Below are 16,693 nucleotides of genomic sequence, written 5' to 3'. Positions count from 1 at the left end.
TGAAGTTTATTAATAGAGATGATACTGAATCGAACTAACGATTGGTATGATCTCACATGCTTTAAACCAATAAAGCATTTGAGGCTCGCTACGCGTTTTGAGACGCTAAGTGCATTTTCTTAGCGTGGCGAATCTTCTTCTCTTCGGCAACCGCAACGAATAGCAGCAGTGCGATACAAATAGCCGCTGAAGTATCGAGTGCTGCGAACGTTCCTTTCCAACCTGTTAAGCCAAAAATAGGCGTTCCATCCGCAATCATACCTAGGCCAAGTTTGGCAAAGCTGTCACCAATTAAGTAAGCAAATGTACCTTTTACACCATCCGCAACACTGATCGCTTTCTTAGGAACAAAACCTACCGCGGCAACACCAATTAACAACTGAGGACCGAACACTAGGAAGCCAAGCACAAACAGTGACGCTAAGTACATGAACTCACTCGTCGCATGTTGGTAGAACTCTAGAGAAACAATGATCAGAGCTAGCGATACACAAGCAACTAAAGCACGGCGTCCATTTGCAAGGTCTGATAAATAACCCCACATTAGTGTGCCGACCAGTGCGCCAACTTCAAACAGCGTGAAACCTGAAATAGCCGTTTCTTTTGATAGACCGAGTTCTTGATACGCATAAACGGTAGACCACTGATCGATACCGATACGAACAATGTATAAAAAGATATTCGCGAAGCAGAGCAACCAGATCACTTTGTTTTTAAGGATGTATTCAACAAAGATCTCTTTCTTAGTCATTTGATTTTCTTCGGCTGCGGTATCTTCTTCGCTCACTTCTTCATCAAACAGCTCTTCAACCGTACCTAAACCGTATGCTTCTGGAGAGTCACTACCAAAACGCATACCAATAAAACCAACCACAATCGCGATGATAGATGGGAACACGAACATACCAATCACATTGCCATCAAATAGGTAGTTAGCACCAAATAGAGCTACGCCTGCTGCACCTGCGCCACCCACGTTATGTGACATGTTCCAAAGTCCCAAGTATGAACCACGCTTATTACGAGGCGTCCACTTAGTAATGGTCGAATAACTCGATGGACCACCCGTACTTTGGAAAAAACCACTCAACGCGTAGAAAGCAACCATCAAGAATAAGCTAGCGCTGCCGCCGCCCATACTGAAGCTGAAGCCCAGCATCGCAATACCCGAAAGGACAAGCATGAATGGTAGGAACTGCTTAGTGTTTTTACCATCGGCATAATAGGAAACGACTGTCTTACCGATGCCATAAGTAATAGAGAAACCCAGACCGATAAGACCGAGGTCCGTCATCGATAGTCCATAAGTAGAAATCATGTCGTTTTGCGCAACATTGAAGTTCTTACGGATCAAATACATGGTTAGATAACCAATGAACACGACTAGGTAAGATTGTAGGAAGGGCTTAAACCACATTTTTCTTCTAGTTTCGACTGGAAGATCCAGTGTCGGTTTTCGAACCTGATCTAGAAACTTTAACATTGTGAACTCTCTTATTATTTGTGAGGTCTGCACGACGTATTTCCGTCCATGCACTCTTTGTTACTGATAACGAAATAATAAGAAGTCTAAAAATCAACCGCATGAGAGAGCGTCTTAGAACAACTAGGAAATATTCCTAGTTAACAATAGGGAACCCAGAAAGCGTGAACATCATCACTTTGTTTACGGTCTGTTATGCATTGATATTACGATAACAAAATTATCGACTGTCACGCTAACGGACCAATTTCAACACTCTTTCTGAAACACTTCGCAACAAATAAAACACTGTTCATAATTTTATTCTGACAATCCCTTGATAAAGTTTTTGCTCTTTATTTGTACATCTTTTAGGGCCGAACTTATGAACTCGTTGACTAAAGCATCACTGACTGCTGCTATCTCTCTTCCTCTACTTACTGGGTGTGTAACGCCTGGTGAAGATGATCCAAACGCAAGCACTAAACAAGGTGCAGTGGGTGGTGCTCTGTTGGGTTTAACATTGGGCGCGCTAACAGGTGAGGCGGACTTAGCTGTCCAAGGAGCTGTCGTTGGTGGTTTGGCTGGAGGTGTTGCAGGGGCGAGTAACGATATTCAGAACAACCGAGAAAATATCCGCCATGACAGCCGTAACGAGGCAATTGCACAAACTGGTGGTACACAAGTAGCAAACCCAACGAGTGCGGAAACGACGGAGCAAAACTGGCAAGAGCTTAATAACTTCATTGGCGAGTGGAACGTTACTATTCGTAACCATGTTGATACCAACAGCAATATCGACAGTTTACAAGCTACGGGTAGCCTAGCGAGCATTAGCCAAGCGAATATCAACATTGAAAATCCACAAGGCGTAGAGCTATCAGCGCACTTTTCCTACACAGCAGAGCAAGGTTACCAGTTAGATGTAATAAACGATGCAACGGACGTGTCGGTAAACTTCGCTGGCGAACACCAGCCTCAAGCAAACCGTTACAACTTCTACCCAACTAACATTCAAGACATTATTTACCAAGACATAAACAGTGCGGATGTGCGCCTAGAGTTGGCAATGGTGAGTGACAAGTTATGGATTATCGACAGCTATGCATACATCGATGGTTCAGAGACGAAACTGCAATCTATTCGCTTCAACAAAGTGAGTTAACTCAGCTCTATAACAAAGCCAGCATTCTATATTTACTTACTAAGCTCTCAACTTAATGCTGGTTTTATCCATCAAACTTAGCTCCACGCTGATCTTACAAACGCTTTCCGCTACCGTCTTCCCACATCACTTCACATTCTTCTTTAATAGCCGCTTTCAATAGCTCCACCAATGGAAAAGCTCGACTACCGATGTTTACTGGCGCTTCAACAACCTCATCTTTGTTGTCATCATCGATATCATCTTGATCTAGAGCTTGGCTTTGCTCCGCAGCGATCGCGGTGCGCAAATTATTCAACGCTTGAGGAACCTCTGAAGCATCAATCGCTCCCGGGATCGCACCACTATGTCCAAGCATTTTGATAAACTGAAGGCCGACTTCACCAAACATCGTGACGCTAGCGTGTGCCTTACAACTGAACGTAATTAACATAAATGGTCTCTCTTTAATCTGATGGCAAAAGAACTATGTGGAGTAAATCTTTGGAAAGCAAGCACATAATCGTCCGCTTGCTTTTGGCGAGCTGCACCATTAGTGATATCTATCACCATTTAGAATGCGTTAATTAACCTTTCATATGAAATCTTGATAATAGTCACATTAAATGGTCAGCTAAGGCTCTTCGTAGCCCATTATTTAATCTAGTATTAATACCATTATCAAAATTAGTGGCACAAATCACATGAACAGGCTTGTAGGAAGGCACCTTGAAGAGATGGCGGATATCCGCTCTACCCGAAAACAAAAAATCGTCTACTCCTTTTCAATGACTGCAGCCGCACTCTTCATCTTTTACACATGGGCTTACTTTCAGGGGCAGCACTACACCCTATCAATGTTTGAGCTATGTTTTGCTTTTATCGCTATCGCCAATGCGATTTATGTAAGAAAGGTCTTCAATCCTGAGTATTCAGAGTTAATTCTTAGCTGTGTACTGCTTGTGCAAGGCGTCATCCTGTTTTTATACAGCTATGCCATTCCCGATCGCATACTTTGGCTTTACCCGATTTTAGCAGCCGTAATCTTCATCAACGATTTTAGAATTGGCGTCATCCTAAGCACCTCTTTTTGCCTATTCATAAGCACGCTAATTACTGCATTACCCAATAATTTTTCTCTACCTTTTAACAGCACACATCGCTTTATTCTTAGCTTGTTTACCATGAGCTTGGTGTGTCATACCTCCGCTTACTACTACACCAAAGCAGTAAGCTACATTCAGCGTTTGTATAAAGAAGGGATTGAGGACTTGGCTTATCGAGACCAACTCACAGGGCTTGCCAACCGATGGAGCTTTGAACGTTGGGCTATCGAAAAGCTTGCCACTGTCGATAGTGAGCGATCACTTACCGCCTTGGTCTTCTTAGATATTGATGATTTCAAAGGCATCAACGACAGTTATGGTCACGATGTCGGCGACAGTGTTCTACAACACTTTGCTAACCGTCTAAGCAACAATATTCGAACCCGAGATCGAAAAAGCCACGAACACGACTATTCCATCGCACGCTTTGCCGGAGATGAGTTTGTGCTGATGCTCTACGATATTCCCACCAAAAAAGATCTCGATGGTATTCTAGACAGGATCTGTGGATTGTTTGAGAGCGGTTGCCAGACCAACGAGAGAATAAAAGAGCTGACTCTCAGCGTCGGTGTATCACTGTATCCGCAAGATGCTCAAGATTTACATGAATTGACAAGATGTGCCGACAAAGCCATGTATATAGCGAAACATTCAGGCAAGAACCGTTACGCTTATTATCATGACAACCCTGTTTCTACGTTAATAGAGGAGTGTCCGATGGATAAACCTGACTCGACTGAAATTGAACAGGGGCTTGAAGCAGGAATAAAGGGAAACAATGTTACCTTGTTAAAGACTCGCCAACGTTAGCCAGCCATATACATCGCCCATAAGCTGACAAGACCAATAACAATAATCCAAACCACTTGCCTAACTCGGCTTCGGTTTTCCCACTTAGATCTTGTGACGGTTTTCAACGCAGATTCCTTTGCCGAATGCACAAAAGGCGCTTCCACTTCGCGCTTTTTGATGCGACGTTTCACCGCGTTATTCGCAACCTCAGTAAAGCGCTGACCTTGTTCTGTCGTAAAGTCATTCTCAAAGCCCATTCGACCATGCCTTTCGCCATGTTTTTGTTGTACTGCCATAGCGGCCTCCTTGGCGGTCTAACCTATATTGAGTATAGACTTAATTTCATATTGTTACCTGTTCAAAATTTTCGAATAAGTCACTCAACGCAGCACCATCTTCTTTATAAATTTAATTCCATACACTAGACCTATTCAAACTTATGAGGGTTTCAATATGTCGAATGTAAGAACCGTAGAACATGTAATCTCAGCCCATGCCACGTCTGATGGCGATGGAGTTAAAATCCAAAGAGTTGCTGGTTTTAACAACAAACGCTTCTCTCCATTTTTAATGATTGATGAACTCAAATCGGATGAAAGCAAAGACTATGTTGGCGGCTTTCCTCCTCACCCTCACCGTGGGATAGAGACGCTGACCTATATGCTGCAAGGTCACTTCCAACATAAAGATCACATGGGAAATATTGGAGAACTTCGTAGCGGTGGTGCGCAATGGATGGCGGCTGGTCGTGGGGTTATTCACAGTGAAATGCCGATGATGGAGGAAGGTGCACTTCATGGTTTTCAGATTTGGATAAACCAACCATCAACACACAAAATGCAGCCTGCGCAGTACCACGACTTCCAAAGTCAAAGTATTGCTGAACATCAAAGTGAAAAAGGCGGTTTATTACGAGTCATTGCCGGTGGGTTTGAATTACATAAACAAGCTGACTCAGCAACTTTGCGAGCACAAGGTCCACTGCAAAAGACAGGTGTGCCATTAAGCGTCGCAGACTGGCGTTCTCGTTCAGGCCAAGAAGTTTCCTTAGGCACAGAGGCAACGCACAATGCCATGGCTTACGTGTACCGAGGCAGCATTCAGAACGGTGGTAAGGTCATCAACCAAGGTCAACTTGCATTACTGACCAAAGCTGAACTACTTTCTTTGAGTAGCTTAGAAGATTCAGGGGTGTTGATTTTTGCTGGTCAACCGATTAATGAGCCAGTTGTACATTATGGTCCGTTCGTCATGAACTCGATGGAAGAGATTGAACAAACTATTCAGGACTACAACAACGGCGTTTTTGACACTTACTAATGCTTGGGCTTTGGGCTTTGGGCTTTGGGCTTTGGGCTTTGAAAAAAGTACTGAAGAGATTGAGCAACGGACAACGAATTTGGTCGTCCATTTGATGACTGTAAAACAAGTGACACTATCCACTGCCGGTTATTATCACTTATTCACCACGCTCCTAGAGCGTGGTTTTTTCTTATTAAGCAGAAGTAAATTTCAGGCTTCTTATAGGTACTCACACAAGTAAGCCGTTGCTTCTTTTACTTGCAGGTCGAAAGAAGAATCGCCCGCAACGTCAAAAGATTCTCCAGATTGGTATGTAGTCCAGTCGTCATCGCCAACACGTTTTACAATCAGAGCGCCTTTAACCACGGTCATCTTTTCAGGAGCAGCCGTACCGAAGGTATATTCGCCAGCCGCCATCACACCAACACTCACATCAGCGCCAGATTGATTAAACGCTAACGATTTAACGCCACCTTCAAAGTATGTGTTTTCTTTAATCATTGTACTTCCTTGTTGTCTTTAAATTGCAGTTTTGGGCTCAACGAATAAGCCTTACGTAAATTTAGGTGATAATTGTTTTAACCAATTCGCGACTTTCCTACAAGAAATAAATACGCATAGCTGAAGATTTACTGAAACCCAAACTCATTTACTCGGTAAATGGCAACAGCAGCACGCTAAGAATCATCAACGCAAGCCAATTTATTTGAACATTGGATCCTGCTTCTAACTCTTATAACAACCTTTGCAAACTAAGATTTTAATTTATAGACTTAAGAACGGTACAAGCGAAGAAATGAAGAGATAATGGCAAAAAAAACCACTAAAAGCAGAGATCTATTTGCCAACTCGTTACTTTACGGATTGCTATTAGTTGGCTTTATGATTGCCGTTACCGCTGGTTGTTTCGCCTATCAAGCTCACCAAAAATCCGTCAGTCCAAGCAATGTGCATGGTACTTGGATAGAGATTGGCGCTCCACCGTACAATACCGATATCCTTACCCTCTCAGATAAAGGTGTGATGATGAATCATCGCCTCATCACGACTTCGTTTGATTTTGACGGTAAAATCGTCACGATAAATACAGGTTCAGGTCCAAGGGTTTACACCATCAGTGGCACCTACGACTCACCTCGCCTAAAGCGACTGGAGCCAAGCACACCCGCCCAGCAATTTATCAAAGAAGGTTTTGAACATACTGCTACCGCTGAAAGTCACAGCGTGATGCAACAAAGACGCGCCTCATTGGCCGAGCAATTCAAAAGATAGCCTTCAGTAGCCCCAATTACTCCGTCAACACTCTTTAAGCTTCCCATCTACTCGCCACTAATTCGTGATCTTGCTTCAACGTCACGATATTTTCATGCAGCTAGTCGCATTTTTACATAACTTCATGTCGTGCAATTTCACATATGAGATTTTCATGCTAGGTGACATTTCATTTTATAAAACATGGACTCGACCTCTCACTCACTAAGCAACAAATTTGTAACAAGATACAATTTTTTAGTTGTCCATCGAAAACAGATTTATTTTCAGTTATGAAATTAAAACTCTCTCGAATACTGACGGGGAAGCTCCTTCAAAAGTGATCGGAGCAACTTATGGGGCCATTTGGCTCTCGTAACCTTCAAGGAATGAGAGAAATAGTATGATTCGTTTTAATACCTGTGCTGCGAGCATTGCTCTAGCGCTATCTGGTACAGCATTAGCTGCTCCAACAGCACCTAGCATCGATATGTACGGTTCCAACAACCTACAGTTTTCTAAAATTGAACTCGCGATGGAAACCACTTCTGGCTACAACCAAATGGTTAAGTATCACGACAAAGCAAAGGTCGACGTTAAGTTTAATCAGTGGAGCGGAACGTCAGGAAACACGTACAACATCTACTTTGATGGCGTTAAGGTTGCAACCGGCCCAATCACTGGCAGCCAAACTACCGCTTCATTCGAATACGGTCAGGGCGGTTTGTTTGATATGGAAATCGAAGCATGTGACGAAACGGGTTGTAGTAAAAGCGCACCCGCTAAAATCACGATTGCCGATACGGATGGTGCGCACTTAGCACCACTAGCAATGAATATCGATCCAAATAACAAGTCCTACAACACCGCTCCAAACACAGTAGTGGGTACTTACTTTGTTGAGTGGGGTATCTATGGTCGTGATTACACCGTTGATAACCTACCCGCTGATAACTTGACCCACATCCTTTATGGCTTCATCCCAATTTGTGGTCCTAACGAATCAGTGAAATCGGTAGGTGGAAACAGCTACAACGCACTAATGACAGCTTGTCAGGGTGTTAATGATTACGAAGTGGTGATTCATGACCCATGGGCCGCTTTCCAGAAAAGCTTCCCTCAAGCGGGCCACGAATACAGCTCACCGATCAAAGGTAATTACGCAATGATGATGGCGCTAAAACAGCGTAATCCTGATTTGAAGATCATCCCATCGATTGGTGGTTGGACGCTGTCTGACCCATTCTTCGATTTCACAACCAAAGCGAACCGAGACACCTTTGTGGCATCGGTTAAAAAATTCCTGAACACATGGAAATTCTATGACGGTGTAGATATTGACTGGGAATTCCCTGGTGGTGGCGGTGCAGCGCCAGATCTTGGTGACCCAGTAAATGATGGCCCAGCTTATATCGCATTGATGGCAGAGCTACGTGCAATGCTAGATGAACTAGAAGCTGAAAATGGTCGCACTTACGAACTCACCTCAGCGATCGGTGTTGGTCACGATAAAATTGAGGATGTGGACTACGGTGATGCTATCCAGTACATGGACTACATCTTTGCGATGACTTACGACTTCTACGGCGGTTGGAACAACGTGTTAGGTCACCAGACAGCATTAAACTGCGGTAACTTCATGCGTCCTGGTCAGTGTGATGGCTCAGGCATTGATGAAAATGGCAAACCATACACAGGCCCAGCTTATACCACTGACAACGGTATCCAATTACTGCTTCAGCAAGGTGTTCCAGCTAACAAACTTGTCGTAGGTACAGCAATGTACGGTCGTGGTTGGGAAGGCGTATTACCATCAACACTTTCTGATCCAAGCGACCCTATGACAGGTGTCGGAAATGGCAAACTGAAAGGCAGCACCGCACAAGGTGTTTGGGAAGATGGCGTTATCGACTACAAAGGCATTAAAGCGAACATGCTTGGCGCCAACAACCAAGGCATCAATGGCTTCGAATATGGCTACGACGAAATGGCAGAAGCGCCATACGTTTGGAACCGCACTTCCGGTCAGCTAATCACGTTTGATGACGACCGCTCGGTTAAAGCAAAAGGTGCTTACGTACGTAGCCTTGGCCTTGCAGGTCTGTTCTCTTGGGAAATTGATGCAGATAACGGCGACATCCTAAATGCGATGCACGAGGGTTTAGCTGGTGGCACTACAGAGCCTGTGAACAAGAAACCAACCGCATCAGCAGGTGCAGACCAATCTGTTGAAGGCCCTGCTTCTGTTTCTCTAGATGGCAGCGCTTCAAAAGACAGTGATGGCATAATTGCGAGCTACGCTTGGTCTCAAGTAAGCGGCACAGCAGTAACACTGACTAACGCGAATGCCGCGGTTGCAAGCTTCGATGTTGTTGAAGTTACTCAGCAAGAAACGCTGACCTTCAGTCTAACAGTAACGGACAACGAAGGCGCAACGTCAACGGACACGGTTGTTGTAACGGTCAACCCAAAAGATACAGGTCCAGTTAACACAGCACCAGTTGCAGTGGTTACGGCTCCGGCTGAAGTCAATGCGGGTGACGTTGTGGTCGTGGATGCATCTGCGTCTAGCGATGCCGATCAAGACACACTAACCTTCACATGGGATGTACCTGCAGGTATCGATGCAACAGTACAAGGCGCTTCAGTAAGCTTTGTTGCAGCAGAATACACGCAAGACACTATTCTGAACTTCTCTGTGACCGTAAGTGACGGTACAGATTCATCAGTCGCAGCTGCATCAGTGAAAGTTCTTAAGAAAACCACAGACGGTGGTACGTGTACTAACGCTTGGGATTCAAGTGCAGTATACACTGGCGGCGACCAAGTGACTCAAGCCGGTAAGGTTTGGGAAGCAAAATGGTGGACTAAAGGTGATGACCCAGTTAACTCTGGCGAGTGGGGCGTATGGAAAGAGATTGGCCCAGCAAACTGTGCTAACTAAAAATAGGCTTTAGCTGAATACTTACTAAACACCTAAAAGCAAAGGCCAACCAGATATATCTGGTTGGCCTTTTTGTTGTTTGTTTTCTAAACCTACGTATTACCGAATTGATTAACTAAACCTAGCCAATCAAGGTATCAAAGCTCTCAAACACTTGCGGGCACTTCATTACTCGCCCATGACCTTGCCCTCGAGTAGCAATCAAAGCAACGCGATCCATTTCATTCGCTGCACGCTGCGACACATCGAACTTAGTAAACTTGTCTTGCTCATCATGCACAATGATTGTCTGAGACTGACGCAGCGCGAGCTTGCCATAGGGATCGACAGACTGGATTGGGTAATTAAACTGTTCTTCTACTTCTCCCACTACCGCCTCAAACAACTTCATTGAGTACCCTGAACGAGCAACGCTGCCGAACAGGTTATCGAGGTAATCCAATACAGGTGCAATCAGCAACAATGGTTTGTTTTCCAATTTAACGTGCTTACATTCCAACGCAGAAGCGGTACCCATGCTGTGACCAACTAAGCCTGCCACTTCACCCACCGAGTCAAGAATCGCCTCAAGGCCGTTCACAAACGCCGGAATATGACCATGCACGCCATCGCTGCCGCCATGCGCCGGGTGATCGTAAGCCAGAGCGGTAAAACCTTTAGCTGCGATGTGTTCCATCAAAGGAAAGAACTGACTCGCAGTCCCTGACCAACCATGAGTTAATACCCAAACTGGCCCAGTACCTAGAGAGTAAGTTTTTAGAACGCCATCGCGGCCTTTGACTTCACTCTTGATCAACCCTTGTGGATCTGCATTTTTCTGCTCGGTACGCATTGGCGTGAGCAATAACTTACGCGCTGTTTTCTTTGCATGGCTCGGCGCTAAGATGTAGTGCAGGTTGGTTGTTGCACCAATCAGGCTGCGCTTGAAGCTGAATTTGTTCGATGTATTAAAGTAGATTTTGTCACTCATGACCATTCCTTGTATCGCCATCTTCATTGGCGGATCGAGCTCGGCCAGAAAAAACGAACGACCGTGCTATTTGTTAGTATAAAAAATGGGGCAAAGCTGTGTACACGTGCTTGCCGCCACTTCTCTTAAAATTGTTAGACGCGAGTTAAGCCGCTTTCCAGCTAGCGATTAAGCGCTCTACACCGCTCCAAAAATGCGTGTGGCTCGCTTGTTGGCCTCGTAACGAGTAAAACAAGTTCGCGCTCAGATAAAGACCATATAGCTCAAAAGTTGCCTGTTTTGGATCTAAGTCGGATCTGAACTGCTGACTCTCAACCGCTTTTGCTACCTGAATCGTCAAGTAGTCAATCCAAACCGAAATGGTTTTCTGCAGCGCTTTCTGAATCACAGACGTTTCACTACCAGCATCTTTCCACGCATCAATAAACATGCAGCTGCCTTGAAACGAATGGTTCCAACCCAGCCAGTTATCGAGCAACTGTTTTAACTTCGCTTCAATGTCAGCATCACCAAGCTCTCTTGCTGGAATGATGACCCGCTCAGTGAATATAGCGTTGGAATATTCGAGTACAGAGAGCTGCAGGTTCTCCTTAGAGTTGAAGTGCGCAAACAGGCCACTCTTAGACATGCCACACTGTTTGGCTAATTCGCCAATCGTCAAACTCTCAAGCCCGTTTTCACTCGCAAGTGCGAATGCATGACTCAAAATATACTCTTTGGTTATCTTTCCTTTACTCATTATTCACCAAGGATAAATCTGATGCGTTATTTTTAGCACGTTCGTTCTTTTTTTCAAAGATTTTTACTTATCTATTGGGATTCAATTTCTCTTCTCAAAAAATTGTGGAAAAATGCGACAGTATTCAAAGGATATTGAAGTTGGCTAAATTTAAGGAAAAATAATGAACACACTTTGGGAACAGTTTGCGTTTTCGGCGTCAGTAACAGGCCCTATTTGTTTGATGTTGTTTCTTGGTGTGATGCTCAAGCGAATTGGCTTAATCAATGACAACTTCATTGATGTCGCCTCTAAAATTGTTTTTCAAATCACCTTACCTGCAATGCTGTTCTTGAGTATTGTTCAGTCCGAACATGACTTCTCTGCAAGCAGCACCTTAGTGTTATTTGCTTTAGCCGCTAATTTCGCTTTTTTCTTGATTGCTACCCTCTCGACCAAGCTGTTGTTTAGAGATTCGAAGGACCAAGGCGTCATCATCCAAGGTGGCTTTCGGGCTAATACGGGCATCATAGGTCTAGCGTATGTCGCCAATATCTATGGCAACCAAGGCGTGGCACTGGCCGCTATCTATGTTGCATCCATTACAGTGCTCTACAACATTCAAGCGGTGATTGCCCTAACTCCTAAAGGCACAGACACCGGCGATAAAGCCATTCAAGCTATCGCCAAATCGATAACCAAGAACCCTCTGATTATCGCCATTTTCCTCGGTGTTTTCTGTTACGCATTGTCTATTCCAATCCCTAAGATGGTCACTGACGCTGGGCAATACTTGGCAAAAATGACATTGCCTTTGGCTTTACTTTGTACAGGTGGTTCATTGGATATCAGCTCTCTCAAACAAGAGAAACTCGCGACTTGGTTTTCCTCAAGTTACCGACTCATTGTTTCACCCTTGCTTATTACTGTAGCAGCACTGGTCTTGGGCTTTGAAGGGCTCGATCTTGGTCTTATTTTCCTGATGAGTGCAGCGCCAACCGCAGCCGCGAGTTACGTCATGGCACGTGCAATGGGTGGAAATGCAACGCTCGCTGCCAATATTATCGCACTCACAACAATGGGATCGCTTATCACTTGTACGCTTGGTATTTTTGCACTTACTGCAATGGATTTAATATAGCTGCGACAGGCTTCAAAAAATCAATACAAGCCTTCATATAAAGGTCGCAACCCTTGATTTAGCGCTAACTGGCTCAACAGAAAGGCTGCTAGATTCTACGAAAATTTTCTTAGAGATCTGATATGTCTTCCGTTCAAAATACGCCTTCACAACGCATCGCCAGTATCGAGTTGGGTCGAGTGATTGCTATCTTGGCGATCATTGGCTTACATGGCCAAATGGCCCTTACTTATTGGCAAATTAATGACGTGCCATGGATTGGTTACATTCTTAATCAAGCCGCGCGCTTTGCAGTACCTCTGTTCTTTCTAATTTCAGGTTATCTGATTCAGCCCAAGCTGACTGCCTCCCCGTGGCAAACCGTCATTAATTACTCTAAACCACTGCTTAAGGTTTGGTTGGCATGGAGCATCATTTGCTTAGTGATGCCATTCAACCTCGCTAGGGTTGAAGAGCTCGGTTATCTGGGCGAACGTCAAGGTTACTGGGGCTTTTTAATGAGCACACCGCTCAACTCTTTCTTAGAGGGCGGTTTAGTGCACTTGTGGTTTATTCCAGCTTTAGTGTTTGCAGTTTTGATCATCGCTTTGATGGTTGAGATGAAGCTCGATAGACTTTTATTGCCTCTCGCAATTGCACTCTACATCTACGGTGTTTTAGCGGGAAGTTATACAAGCCTGACTGGACTGGAAGCACCTTTCTTTACCCGTAACGGCCCGTTCTTCAGCACATTGATGGTCACCTTGGGTTTCCTTATTCGTCAGCATCAATGGAAAGTGTCGTCGGCTAAGGCGCTAGGATTAATATTGTTAGGCATGGGCATTCATTTTGCTGAAGCAGCATGGCTGTCTAAATTCGACATCGCATTCAACATCCATGATTTCTTGTTTGGTACTGCGCTATGGGGAATGGGCACGTTTATGTGGCTTCTAGCCAATCCAAACGTGGGCAATTATGGATGGGTTCGTGCTATCTCAAATCGCATGTTGGGTATCTACGTTAGTCACCTATTAATCATCATCTTGTTGTTCAATATCTGTGGTGTATTGGGCATTACGGAGCTAGCAAAAGACGTAACCGTATTCTTTGGCACCGTATTACTCAGCTTTGGACTGGTCGTTGCGATTGAAAAAAGCCCACTGCGACACGTACTGCTTCGTTAGCACTAACAGAATGACAATAACCTTCTTGGTTTAACTAGCCACAAAAACGAAAGGCAAGATAACTTAGTATCTTGCCTTTTTTTGTTCTGATAGAAAGTGAACTTGCGTCACCCGTGAGATGTTATCGGAACGCCATCGCGCCTTTACCTACGCCTTCATAAGCCACAATTTGTAGTGACTGGTTTTCTGCCAAACTTGGGGCAACTTGATCGGCGATATAGCCTGCCAATAGTTCCACTGTAGTATCCGTTGGCAAGATCTCTGTTTCACTCTTAGCAATCGCTAGCTCAAATTCACCTTGTGGCGCCGTATAACGGAAACCATAATGGCTTTCGTCATTCGCACTCTTAGCGTGCTCACTTAGGTTTAATGATGGAACAGAAACTTGGTCTTCTTTAGAACCTAGGTAGATGTCTTCCCAGCGCTTAGCAAACGCTAGTTCACGTTGTTCATCACGCTGGTCATCAACCACAATTTCAACCGGAGAACGGTGGCCATGAGCGATGCGCTGACAGTTACCATCGTGCTTTTTCAAACCATGGGTATAGTGGTAGAACGCGCCATTAATATTCTCATGACGTAGAGTGATCTCTAGCCCTGTGACGTTGCTTGGTAGGTTGTCGCGAAGAATGTCATAAACGTGAGCGGTCACACTCTCGATAGTGATCGCTTCAGCATCAATCAAACAGTAGGCTTCATCAGGGCAGTGCAGGTGCAGGCTCTTGTCACCACGCAGCACATCTACCTTAGAGTAACCCGCTTTGCTTGCTTGATGTACGATTGCAGCGTTTTTCATTGGCAACAGTAAGCGGTGGTCAACATGCTGATCAACAAGGTTTTTGATCTGTTTTTTGACTCGGCTAAAGTCCAGCACCATGCTCATTTCGTTCAGTTCACCAGACATGGTGACATCTAAAATCCAACTATCTCCTACGACCCCTCTGTGTTCACAGATGTATGAAGAATCGATAACGGTAAGGTCTCTTACAAATAGGTTCAAGTGGAACTCCTTAGTGCTTTAATGAGATACGGGAGGCTGAATAATGTTCAGCAGGCACTTCGTCTCATTGATGTCTGATAAAATAGGACGGGCAGGATGTTACAACGAGCTTATAAAGTCCACCTTTTTACACCGTCATTCGAGAAATGAACAAACTACGCTCAATTTCCGCTAAAACATAGGCCAGTCTCATGCCAATAGCCATATTATAGGTAGGGCTGCCAGTGCTTTACGACACATTTTGCTTTAGCCATAAACGTGGCGACATTCCGGTTACGTGCTGAAACGCACGAGAGAAGCCGGAGTAACTGTTGTACCCCACTTCATCCGCGACCCAGTTGATGGGCTTGTTTTGCAACAGCAACGATTGAGCCACAGACACACGCCACTTTTGGACATAATCACCCGGAGTTTCGCCCACCTCGCGCTTAAATGCTTCGATGAACTGGGTGCGAGACATCGCCGCCAATGAAGCCATTTTCGCTATCGAAAAGTGTCGAGCTGGCATTAGGTGAATGGCGGTCACTACCGGAGCAAGTCGTGGGTGAGCAAGCGCAGAAAATACGCCTTGATTGATTTGCTGTTGTTCAATGAGATGGCGGAAAATCAAAGCCATTAGCGCGTCACTCAACTTATCCATTAAGTATTGCTGGCCTGATAACTCTTGGTTCGATTCTCGAAACAGCACCTCAATCACCGGCATAAGGTTAGGTGCGTCTTCAAACGGAATCACGATCACGTCAGGAAGAGCAGACAACAGAGGATTCATTTGCCCTGAACGGTATTCCACACTCGCACACACAACTTCTGCACCGTCTCCAACCCCTTCAATCGCGTGTGGTGTGCTATTGGGTAAGTAGACGATACAAGGCTGAGAGAGCTTCCTGTGTTCCATACTAGAGCTCGATAGAGTCAACTCACCGGCACTCAATACATGAAGGTGCCCTTCTTTACCCTGTTGCGCGTTGAATGACGATACCCCACACAAGTTCCCAGAATAGAAAACACCGGTGCGTATCGAGAAATGTTCCATTAGTTGTGACAGCAGATCCATGCATCCTCCGAACGATTCGCTTACTTTTTAGTTCTTTTGTCCCTCTATAGACCGGACTAGTCGGCTAATTTATTTCATACAAGTTAACTAATACTGACAAGGAACTTGATATGTCACATTTAAAATCGACCAGTCAAAAAATCACTCTTACAGCCGCGTTACTAGGCGCGAGCTTTTCACTAATGGCAGCTGACCTTGATATGAGCGTTGATAGTAACGACCTCGCGATTAAAGGCTACGACCCGGTTGCTTATTTCGACAGTAAAGGGCCAGTGAAAGGCACGCCAGAGTTCACAGCTACGTACAAAAATGCCATTTATCAGTTTGTAAGCAGTGAAAACCGAGACCAATTCCGCGAAGATCCACAAGCCTATGCGCCTCAGTACGGTGGTTACTGCGCCTTTGGTGTGGCAATGGGTAAGAAGTTCGAAACCGACCCTTTAGCTTGGAAAGTAGAAGATGGAAAGTTGTACCTGAACTTAGACAAGTCAGTGCAAAAACGTTGGTTGGAGAACACACAAGAGTTCATCCAAGACGCCAACAACAACTGGACGACAATCAAAACTGTCGAAGCCTATAAGCTCTAGATAAATTGCCACTGCACTCCCTGTCTATAAACGGAAGACCCTCTGTCTTCCGTTTTTCC

The 16,693-nt window shown here is 44.8% G+C and carries 16 protein-coding genes; 8 read left to right on the top strand and 8 right to left on the bottom strand.

The window, feature by feature from the left end; genetic code table 11:
• Positions 1 to 88: 88 nt before the first annotated feature.
• Positions 89 to 1,483: a hexose-6-phosphate:phosphate antiporter gene (gene uhpT / locus F0251_RS03765; protein ID WP_061032931.1), complete on the bottom strand. Its 1,395-nt coding sequence runs from the start codon at positions 1,481 to 1,483 to the stop codon at positions 89 to 91.
• A 364-nt stretch (positions 1,484 to 1,847) separates the two neighbouring features.
• Between uhpT and F0251_RS03760 the strand changes: the two genes are divergently transcribed.
• Complete coding sequence (locus F0251_RS03760) at positions 1,848 to 2,627, top strand: hypothetical protein (protein ID WP_105058704.1); 780 nt, start codon at positions 1,848 to 1,850, stop codon at positions 2,625 to 2,627.
• Between the two features lie 94 nt (positions 2,628 to 2,721).
• On the opposite strand, the gene F0251_RS03755 is transcribed toward F0251_RS03760, so the two are convergent.
• Entirely contained in the window at positions 2,722 to 3,060 is a 339-nt protein-coding gene (locus F0251_RS03755) for a DUF1840 domain-containing protein (protein ID WP_061032929.1), read from the bottom strand.
• Between the two features lie 283 nt (positions 3,061 to 3,343).
• Between F0251_RS03755 and F0251_RS03750 the strand changes: the two genes are divergently transcribed.
• The gene (locus F0251_RS03750; protein WP_171730377.1) at positions 3,344 to 4,522 is read left to right on the top strand and encodes a GGDEF domain-containing protein; all 1,179 of its coding nucleotides are present in this window, start codon (positions 3,344 to 3,346) and stop codon (positions 4,520 to 4,522) included.
• On the opposite strand, the gene F0251_RS03745 is transcribed toward F0251_RS03750, so the two are convergent.
• The gene (locus F0251_RS03745) at positions 4,519 to 4,800 is read right to left on the bottom strand and encodes a hypothetical protein (protein WP_008216740.1); all 282 of its coding nucleotides are present in this window, start codon (positions 4,798 to 4,800) and stop codon (positions 4,519 to 4,521) included. The genes F0251_RS03750 and F0251_RS03745 overlap by 4 nt on opposite strands.
• 157 nt (positions 4,801 to 4,957) lie before the next feature.
• Here F0251_RS03745 and F0251_RS03740 point away from each other — a divergent pair, with 157 nt between their 5' ends.
• Entirely contained in the window at positions 4,958 to 5,824 is an 867-nt protein-coding gene (locus F0251_RS03740; RefSeq protein WP_171730353.1) for a pirin family protein, read from the top strand.
• Between the two features lie 201 nt (positions 5,825 to 6,025).
• Here the strand turns inward: F0251_RS03740 and F0251_RS03735 are convergent, their stop codons facing one another.
• Positions 6,026 to 6,307, bottom strand: a complete 282-nt coding sequence (locus F0251_RS03735; RefSeq protein ID WP_017057600.1) for a pyrimidine/purine nucleoside phosphorylase — start codon at positions 6,305 to 6,307, stop codon at positions 6,026 to 6,028.
• Positions 6,308 to 6,613: 306 nt separating this feature from the next.
• Here F0251_RS03735 and F0251_RS03730 point away from each other — a divergent pair, with 306 nt between their 5' ends.
• Complete coding sequence (locus F0251_RS03730) at positions 6,614 to 7,078, top strand: DUF2850 domain-containing protein (RefSeq protein WP_105058702.1); 465 nt, start codon at positions 6,614 to 6,616, stop codon at positions 7,076 to 7,078.
• A gap of 382 nt (positions 7,079 to 7,460) precedes the next feature.
• Positions 7,461 to 10,001, top strand: coding sequence for a glycosyl hydrolase family 18 protein (locus F0251_RS03725; RefSeq protein WP_171730352.1), 2,541 nt, complete (start codon positions 7,461 to 7,463; stop codon positions 9,999 to 10,001).
• Between the two features lie 121 nt (positions 10,002 to 10,122).
• Here F0251_RS03725 and F0251_RS03720 read toward each other — a convergent pair whose 3' ends face one another.
• The gene (locus F0251_RS03720; RefSeq protein ID WP_116871065.1) at positions 10,123 to 10,971 is read right to left on the bottom strand and encodes an alpha/beta hydrolase; all 849 of its coding nucleotides are present in this window, start codon (positions 10,969 to 10,971) and stop codon (positions 10,123 to 10,125) included.
• A 145-nt stretch (positions 10,972 to 11,116) separates the two neighbouring features.
• Positions 11,117 to 11,710 (bottom strand): TetR/AcrR family transcriptional regulator, encoded by a 594-nt coding sequence (locus tag F0251_RS03715; RefSeq protein WP_105058700.1) that lies wholly within the window; start codon positions 11,708 to 11,710, stop codon positions 11,117 to 11,119.
• A 163-nt stretch (positions 11,711 to 11,873) separates the two neighbouring features.
• On the opposite strand from F0251_RS03715, the gene F0251_RS03710 reads away from it, so the two are divergent.
• Positions 11,874 to 12,830: an AEC family transporter gene (locus tag F0251_RS03710; RefSeq protein WP_105058699.1), complete on the top strand. Its 957-nt coding sequence runs from the start codon at positions 11,874 to 11,876 to the stop codon at positions 12,828 to 12,830.
• A 122-nt stretch (positions 12,831 to 12,952) separates the two neighbouring features.
• Positions 12,953 to 13,993, top strand: a complete 1,041-nt coding sequence (locus F0251_RS03705; protein WP_105058698.1) for an acyltransferase — start codon at positions 12,953 to 12,955, stop codon at positions 13,991 to 13,993.
• Between the two features lie 121 nt (positions 13,994 to 14,114).
• On the opposite strand, the gene F0251_RS03700 is transcribed toward F0251_RS03705, so the two are convergent.
• Both F0251_RS03700 and F0251_RS03695 read right to left on the bottom strand, forming a co-directional pair.
• The gene (locus tag F0251_RS03700) at positions 14,115 to 14,993 is read right to left on the bottom strand and encodes a 6-carboxytetrahydropterin synthase (protein WP_171730351.1); all 879 of its coding nucleotides are present in this window, start codon (positions 14,991 to 14,993) and stop codon (positions 14,115 to 14,117) included.
• Between the two features lie 229 nt (positions 14,994 to 15,222).
• Complete coding sequence (locus F0251_RS03695; RefSeq protein WP_105058696.1) at positions 15,223 to 16,047, bottom strand: AraC family transcriptional regulator; 825 nt, start codon at positions 16,045 to 16,047, stop codon at positions 15,223 to 15,225.
• A 110-nt stretch (positions 16,048 to 16,157) separates the two neighbouring features.
• Between F0251_RS03695 and F0251_RS03690 the strand changes: the two genes are divergently transcribed.
• Positions 16,158 to 16,634, top strand: coding sequence for a YHS domain-containing (seleno)protein (locus F0251_RS03690; protein ID WP_061032918.1), 477 nt, complete (start codon positions 16,158 to 16,160; stop codon positions 16,632 to 16,634).
• Positions 16,635 to 16,693 lie beyond the last annotated feature (59 nt).

The organism is Vibrio sp. 070316B (assembly GCF_013114115.1).
GTDB lineage: Bacteria > Pseudomonadota > Gammaproteobacteria > Enterobacterales > Vibrionaceae > Vibrio > Vibrio chagasii_B.
This window is presented reverse-complemented; position numbering and strand designations above follow the sequence as displayed.

Coding starts and splice junctions, on each gene's coding strand:
- F0251_RS03710 (WP_105058699.1), top strand. CDS start 11,874: ATGAACACACTTTGGGAACAGTTTGCGTTTTCGGCGTCAGTAACAGGC.
- F0251_RS03755 (WP_061032929.1), bottom strand. CDS start 3,060: ATGTTAATTACGTTCAGTTGTAAGGCACACGCTAGCGTCACGATGTTT.
- F0251_RS03730 (WP_105058702.1), top strand. CDS start 6,614: ATGGCAAAAAAAACCACTAAAAGCAGAGATCTATTTGCCAACTCGTTA.
- F0251_RS03720 (WP_116871065.1), bottom strand. CDS start 10,971: ATGAGTGACAAAATCTACTTTAATACATCGAACAAATTCAGCTTCAAG.
- F0251_RS03745 (WP_008216740.1), bottom strand. CDS start 4,800: ATGGCAGTACAACAAAAACATGGCGAAAGGCATGGTCGAATGGGCTTT.
- F0251_RS03760 (WP_105058704.1), top strand. CDS start 1,848: ATGAACTCGTTGACTAAAGCATCACTGACTGCTGCTATCTCTCTTCCT.
- F0251_RS03695 (WP_105058696.1), bottom strand. CDS start 16,047: ATGGATCTGCTGTCACAACTAATGGAACATTTCTCGATACGCACCGGT.
- uhpT (WP_061032931.1), bottom strand. CDS start 1,483: ATGTTAAAGTTTCTAGATCAGGTTCGAAAACCGACACTGGATCTTCCA.
- F0251_RS03750 (WP_171730377.1), top strand. CDS start 3,344: ATGGCGGATATCCGCTCTACCCGAAAACAAAAAATCGTCTACTCCTTT.
- F0251_RS03740 (WP_171730353.1), top strand. CDS start 4,958: ATGTCGAATGTAAGAACCGTAGAACATGTAATCTCAGCCCATGCCACG.
- F0251_RS03705 (WP_105058698.1), top strand. CDS start 12,953: ATGTCTTCCGTTCAAAATACGCCTTCACAACGCATCGCCAGTATCGAG.
- F0251_RS03735 (WP_017057600.1), bottom strand. CDS start 6,307: ATGATTAAAGAAAACACATACTTTGAAGGTGGCGTTAAATCGTTAGCG.
- F0251_RS03690 (WP_061032918.1), top strand. CDS start 16,158: ATGTCACATTTAAAATCGACCAGTCAAAAAATCACTCTTACAGCCGCG.
- F0251_RS03725 (WP_171730352.1), top strand. CDS start 7,461: ATGATTCGTTTTAATACCTGTGCTGCGAGCATTGCTCTAGCGCTATCT.
- F0251_RS03715 (WP_105058700.1), bottom strand. CDS start 11,710: ATGAGTAAAGGAAAGATAACCAAAGAGTATATTTTGAGTCATGCATTC.